The following is a 6,048-nucleotide window of genomic DNA, read 5'->3' as shown; positions in this document are numbered from 1 at the left end:
GAGGGCCGGTACGAGTACCTGCCGAAGAAGGGGGTCTCCTTCGTCGTCAGCGCGGAGCAACTGGTGCGACGGCTCGTCTCGCTGGTGCCGCCTGCGAAGACGCACCTCACCAGCTTCCACGGAGTCTACGCCCCGCACGCTTCCCTTCGCCCGCTGGTGACGGCGCCGCCACCGAAGCCTGCGCCTGCAGCGCCTGTCTCGAGCAAGAAGCGTCGCCGGCCGAGCCGCAGACTGGACTGGGCCAGCCTGCACCAGCACACCTTCGGGGTGGATGTCCTGAGCTGCCCCTGTGGCGGCCGCCGTCGCATCATCGCCATCCACTCCACGCGCAAGGCGGCCGAGGAGCGCCTCACCCAGCTCGGCCATCACCTGTTGCCGCGACGGCTGCTCCCGCCTGCCACCGCTCAGCCCACCCTGGCGCTGGCTGGCTGAGGCTGAAGTCTCGTCGCGCCCGCGGGCTCCGCCTCGGCCCACGTCTGTCTGCCGCCTGACACGCTGACCCGCCGCGCCGGTCCGGCCCTCTCCTCAGCGAACTCTCTGCGTCCAGGTCCGCCGGCTCGGCACTCGACCCTGTGCCCCGTTTCCTGCTTTGTTCTTCCTTTCGGTCTTCCTCCGTGATGATGCACAGCTGGCTTTCCTTCTTGTGCGCACGTCGATGCCACGCTTCTCCATGGTCTGATCGGCGCTCGAGCGGCCTTCAAGCCGCCTGTGTGACGTCGTTCAGGTAGGCTCCTCGTTCATGACGCCATTGACGATCTCGCTGGTGCTGCTCGCGGCAAAGCCGGTTCCTCAACGGTTCTGTGAGGCCTTCACGACGGCGGCGCGCAAAGCGCCCACCTACCAGGAGGCGGTGATCGCGGCGGTCATTGCAGTCGATGCCCGCGGAGACTGGCTGGCAACGCTCGAGGCGATGATAGCGACGGTCCCCTCCGCTCACGTCTCGATCATGCAGGGCGCGGCGAAGGAGCACGGCGAGGTGTTCGTGTGCCCGGCGTTCGAGTTCCCATCAGGGAAGCCTGCCGGGAAGCCGACGCTGAAGGCGTTTTCCGTCTCGGGGCTCGCCGCGGACTCGAAGGGAGCGTTTGCGCTGACGTGTCCGCCGTCGGGTTGTGAGCTTCACGCCCTGACCCGGACCGGCTCCAGGCTCATCGTCAGCGGGCTCGGCAACCCTTCCCGGGGGGACGACGATACCGGTGATCTCCGGCGAGTCGGCGACGAGCTCATCGTCGCGCTCGAGAGCGAGATCGTTTCGGTGCAGCCGTCGGGAGCAGCGGTGAAGAAGCTCGCGACCGGCCTGACGAGGCCTCATCACGTCATCGTCGAGCAGGACCGGCTGCTCTTTGCTGCGGGCACCACCATCAACGCGGTGAGCCGCGGGGGAGGACCCATCAAGACCCTCTTCGCCGGAAAAGCGCTGGTCATGGGAAGCCCGGAGCCCGTCTGGTTCAGCGAGTCGGCAGGGACCGTGGCCTTCATCACCTGGCAGGGCCCGCTGCTCTCCGCGAAGGCCGACGGCGAGGCGCGCATCATCGGGTCGCCGCTGGGCGGTGACGTCGATTCTCCCGCGGGGCTGGGCGGCGTCCTCTACAGCAGGGGCCGCAGTGGCCAGTTGGTGCGTCTGGATCCCGCGACGGGCAAACAGACCGCTGTCACCACGAAGAAGCTCGAGTTCGGAAATCTCGTCTCGAATGATCGCGAGCTGCTGGCCATCACGCAGGAGGCCGACTGGCGAGCGCCTCAGTCGATCATCGCCTGGCGACCCGGTGAACCTGAGTTCGTGGTCCTCGTGCGCGGGGCCACTGCACGTCTCCTGGCGGCGACCGACACCGACGTCTTCTGGTTCGACGAGCGCCAAGGTGCGGTGATGTCAGCGCCACGAAAGTGAGGGAGTTGGGCGCATGTCTCGTCTCGCCGATTGGCGTGCGAAACTGCCGCATCAGGCCGGGCGATGAGGTCTGGTGATCTCGCCACGCTCGGCGTCTGACTCGAGGTACCCGATGCCGTCCTGGTTTCGTGGAGGTCTGTTCCTGTGCGTCGGAGTGGTGCTCACGCTGGTGAGCCTCATTCAGCTCACCTCGGCGTGGCGGTTGGGGCGCGACGGACTCCGCGCACAAGGCGAGGTCATCGAGCTGAACGCTGGCCCGGCCCACCCGCAGGTTCGTTTCACGACGGCGACCGGAGCGACGGTGAGCTACCCGCAGGGCGGCCTGGTGACACAGCACGTCGGTGACCAGGTGACCGTGCTCTACGATTCCGCCAACCCGCACGATGCGGTGTTGGATACGGTGGCGGCGCGGTACGGCTTTGCCATTCTCGACACAGTGCTCGCACTGGTATTTCTCGGTGTGAGCGTGGTCGACCTTCGACGTCGACTGCCGCTCCGCTGAGAGGGTCGCGAGGTTGTCTCGCTCGTTGAGGCTCGGCAGCAGAATGCTCAGCGTCGCCACCGACGCATCCCCAGTCTCCTGCTTTCTTCTTCTTCTCCGTCTTGACCTCGCGCGCTCACTGAGCAGCTGACGTTCAGCTCGAGCTGAGGCTCTCGATCTTGGTCTCTTCGGGCTTGGTGCTGCGCGTTCGCTCGCCCTGGTACGTCACGCCCACGGGGATCGGCCCGAGGTCGACGCCACCGTTGTACACTTGGCCGTTCTTCTCGTAGCTGCGAGAGACCGTCTCGACGGTTGGCTTCTGAGGCTGATTCTCGGGCTGCTGCAGGCGCACCTTGGTTTCGTACTCGCGCACCACGCTCTTGCCCTCCTCCAGGCCACCGATCCGCGTCTCGCCGGTCACCTTGATGGTGACCTCATGCGCGTTCTGGCTGACGTCCTGGCCCAAGGACGGGTCCCTCTCGACTGCCGCGGGATCAACGCCCGCAGGCACCTTCACCACCCGCTTCTGTTCGATCTCGACTTGTCCGGTGGCAACGTCGCCCGTGTCCACCTTCGCCACACCCGGCACCGACACCGTTCCCTTGCCCGTCAGCGTGCCAGTCGTCTTGGTGATGTATTCGATGCTGTCGACGACGGGCTTCCCGTTGGCGTCCGTCTCGACGGTGCCGTCGTCCTTGGTCTTGTAGTTGTACTTGATCGACTGGCGGGCCTCTCCCTTGGCCTCGACGTTGGTCGCCACCACGCCCTTGGGATCCGGGAAGTTCACGTTGCCGCCCGTGCTCACCTTGGCCGCATACTCGGAAGAGGTGCGGTGAGCGTCGAGCCACTGCCGGTCTTCTTCGGAGCGCGGCCCGTTTCGCACGAGGTCTGCGCCGCGCCTGGCGTCGGCCTGCGACGTGAATTGGTACTCCGACACACTCTCGCCGCTCGCTGCAACTTCACCTTCGACGGGCATCGTCTTCGACCCCACGCCCACTTTGGCTCCGCCTTCGGTGGCGTCGGTCAGCTTCCACGTCGTGTCGCCCGTTCGCTCCAGCGTCGTACCGCCACCGCCTTCCAGGCCGATCTTGGCAGCCTTCACGGTGGCATTGACGCCGGTCTTGTCGGTGACGACCATCTTCTCGCCGACCTGAAGGGAATCGGCGCTCTTGACGATCGGGTCGCTGTTCCGAATCAGCTCGGTGCGCTCGCGCTCCTCGATCTGCCGTGCGTAGTCCCCCTGGGGAACGATGTTGCCGTCGGCGTCTCGGCGGCCCATGGTGTCGGAGTACTCGTCTCCAGTGAGGAGCGCGGCCTTGATGGGGTTGCTCTTCTCGAAGACGTCGCGGAACCGATCCGCTGGCTGTACGCTTGCCCCCGCTTGAGCGCCCAGGGTGATGGGCTTCTCGGTCTGTTGCGCGGCGGTCGAGGCGCTCACCTGCGCACTCATGCCGGCTGAGGCGCTGGCCCCCTTGGGTTGGAAGGTGTCGACAGGCTTTTGCGATTGCTTCGCCTGCTGGGCTGCGGCTCGCTTCTGCGCCTCCACTGCGCGCCGCGCTGCTGCCTCAGCTGCTCGCTTCTGCGCCTGCGCCGCCTGCTGCGCTGCCCCGGCTGACGCGCCCAGACTGCCTCTGACTCCACCCGAACGAGTGCTCATACCTGGAGGATACGGGCAGGCACTCAACCGTGCAGGTTGGCGCTCTCAATCTGGTTTGGTCCGCAAATTCGATGGCTTGAATCTTGACCCGAATGAAGGATTCCGCCCTCGTCAAAGGCCTCACGGCGCCGCTCTGGGCCCTCGCACGCAACGTCGGCACTCGACCCTGCGCCTGTGTTCTTCTGTCCGTCTGGCCCAACACGTGGTGGTGAAGGCAGAGGCCCGCTCATGGAGCGAGCGGGCTCGTCAGCGCGGAGCAACTGGTGCGACGGCTCGTTTCGCTGGTGCCGCCTGCGAAGACGCACCTCACCAGCTTCCACGGAGTCTACGCCCCGCACGCTGCCCTTCGCCCGCTGGTGACGGCGCCGCCACCGATGCCTGCGCCTGCAGCGCCTGCCTCGAGCAAGAAGCGTCGCCGGCCGAGCCGCAGACTGGACTGGGCCAGCCTGCACCAGCACCTGCGCTACCCCTGTGGCGGCCGCCGTCGCATCATCGCCATCCACTCCACGCGCAAGGCGGCCGAGGAGCGCCTCACCCAGCTCGGCCATCACCTCCCGCCGCGCCGGCTCCTCCCGCCTGCCACCGCTCAGCCCACCCTGCCGCTGGCTGGCTGAGGCTGAAGTCTCGTCGCGCCCGCGGGCTCCGCCTCGGCCCACGTCTGTCTGCCGCCTGGCGCGCTCCACCCTCCGCGCCGGTCCGACCCTCTCCTCAGCGAACTCTCTGCGCCCACGCCCGCCAGCTTGGCACTCGACCCGTCGCCCCGTTTCCTGCTTTGTTGTTCTCCCCCGTTTTCCCACATGCGCAATCCTGGCTGGTCCACGCGTCGGGGAGATGGTTCGTAGAATGTCTGTTCTGTTAACAGCCCCTCGCTCAAGACGCCTCCGCCTCGCCTACGGGCGGCCGCAGGTGAGCGTGAAGGTCCAATCGGTGTTACCCAGGTTGCTGCAGTCTGGATCAACCGTGACGCGTATGCGCGAGGAGCTGCACGCGTAGCGCATGCTCATCGACGACACCACGCGCCCGGTGCCAACGCAGCCAGTCGCCACCTGGGACTGACTATTCACCGTGCCGCCATCGGCACAAGCGAGAATCAAGTTGTCTGGCACGAAGTAAGTATCTCGGTGAAAATCGAAGAATCCGGACGTGCGGCCCATCTCGATCAAGAACGAAGCCGGATCATTCGACCCATCACGCCGTTGAAACCCGCACGGCAGCGCTGGCGGTGGGGGCGGATGTTGCACGATGAACGTGAGCTCGTTGAGCGTGCCGATGATGTCGTAACGATCGACGGCACCGCCTCGCACTACGCAGCGCTCGCCCAAGATCAAGCCCGTGAGTGTTTGCTCTTTGCGAAACTCGACAGGATAGCTTGAGGCGGAGAACGAGAAAGAGCGGTAGCCCGACCTATCGCAATTGATCGTTCCACTCATGGACTTCAACCCGTCGTCATCCCGAGCAGACGCACGAAAGGTGGCCTGGCTCGCCGAGAGCCTAACCACCGAGATGCCACCATGTGGCCTTGCGTTGACCGTCACATTCTGTATCGTAATTTTCGATTGCCCAATGGCATCTGTGCACACCAAGCGGAAGGTGTGTGGCCCGACGGTCGTCTGAAAGGGCGCCCCGTTGCTAAACCAGCTACCGCCGGGCTCACTCACGGACCTGCTGAAGATGACCTGATTGTCCAAGAACACCTCGACCTTATTAGCGATCCCGGTGACGGCATCTCGCGACATGAATGATGCGTTCCCCGTCGCCGGCATGATGGGCTTCTATTTCTGAAGTCAGAGGGTTACCGCGCACGTCGCCTCAGCTGCTGAAGCGGCTCGAGGTGAGGCTGGTGCGTGCGGTGTGGAGGTGGCAGCGGCGTGAGGCGCGGAGGAGGGGCGTGACGGCGCCGCTGCGAGGAGGCGCTGTCGTCTTCACGCAGTGGTTCGGCTCGATGTTGCAACTGACGCCGCACCTGCACGTGCTGCTGCCGGAGGCGCAGTGGAGGACGACGTCGTCGGGAGCGCAACACAGCAG

General features: G+C 65.7%; 5 protein-coding genes and 1 pseudogene. 4 read left to right on the top strand and 2 right to left on the bottom strand.

Translation table 11 applies throughout. The features are described from left to right. The 3 genes and pseudogenes from Q8S38_RS16070 to Q8S38_RS16060 form a co-directional block, all read left to right on the top strand. Positions 1-432: pseudogene (locus tag Q8S38_RS16070) on the top strand (hypothetical protein); the annotation flags it as partial. Positions 433-739: 307 nt separating this feature from the next. Next, positions 740-1,885 (top strand): hypothetical protein, encoded by a 1,146-nt coding sequence (locus tag Q8S38_RS16065; protein WP_305681392.1) that lies wholly within the window; start codon positions 740-742, stop codon positions 1,883-1,885. Positions 1,886-1,997: 112 nt separating this feature from the next. Next, a complete protein-coding gene (locus tag Q8S38_RS16060; protein WP_305681391.1) occupies positions 1,998-2,387 on the top strand; it encodes a DUF3592 domain-containing protein in 390 nt (129 codons plus the stop codon). 133 nt (positions 2,388-2,520) lie between these two features. On the opposite strand, the gene Q8S38_RS16055 is transcribed toward Q8S38_RS16060, so the two are convergent. Continuing rightward, positions 2,521-3,804 (bottom strand): hypothetical protein, encoded by a 1,284-nt coding sequence (locus Q8S38_RS16055; protein ID WP_305681390.1) that lies wholly within the window; start codon positions 3,802-3,804, stop codon positions 2,521-2,523. 593 nt (positions 3,805-4,397) lie between these two features. On the opposite strand from Q8S38_RS16055, the gene Q8S38_RS16050 reads away from it, so the two are divergent. Then, positions 4,398-4,637 carry a hypothetical protein gene (locus tag Q8S38_RS16050; protein ID WP_305681389.1) on the top strand — a complete coding sequence of 80 codons (240 nt, stop codon included), beginning with the start codon at positions 4,398-4,400 and terminating at the stop codon, positions 4,635-4,637. 276 nt (positions 4,638-4,913) lie between these two features. Here the strand turns inward: Q8S38_RS16050 and Q8S38_RS16045 are convergent, their stop codons facing one another. Beyond that, positions 4,914-5,453: a hypothetical protein gene (locus Q8S38_RS16045; protein ID WP_305681388.1), complete on the bottom strand. Its 540-nt coding sequence runs from the start codon at positions 5,451-5,453 to the stop codon at positions 4,914-4,916. Positions 5,454-6,048 lie beyond the last annotated feature (595 nt).

The organism is Allobosea sp., from assembly GCF_030695125.1.
Taxonomy (GTDB): Bacteria; Pseudomonadota; Alphaproteobacteria; order Rhizobiales; family Beijerinckiaceae; genus Allobosea.
The sequence above is the reverse complement of the archived record's forward strand: the minus strand, read 5'-3'. Positions and strand labels throughout refer to the sequence as shown.

Excerpts from the sequence above, each read along its gene's own strand:
- Q8S38_RS16045 (WP_305681388.1), bottom strand. The coding sequence starts at position 5,453 with ATGAGTGGAACGATCAATTGCGATAGGTCGGGCTACCGCTCTTTCTCG.
- Q8S38_RS16050 (WP_305681389.1), top strand. The coding sequence starts at position 4,398 with ATGCCTGCGCCTGCAGCGCCTGCCTCGAGCAAGAAGCGTCGCCGGCCG.
- Q8S38_RS16065 (WP_305681392.1), top strand. The coding sequence starts at position 740 with ATGACGCCATTGACGATCTCGCTGGTGCTGCTCGCGGCAAAGCCGGTT.
- Q8S38_RS16060 (WP_305681391.1), top strand. The coding sequence starts at position 1,998 with ATGCCGTCCTGGTTTCGTGGAGGTCTGTTCCTGTGCGTCGGAGTGGTG.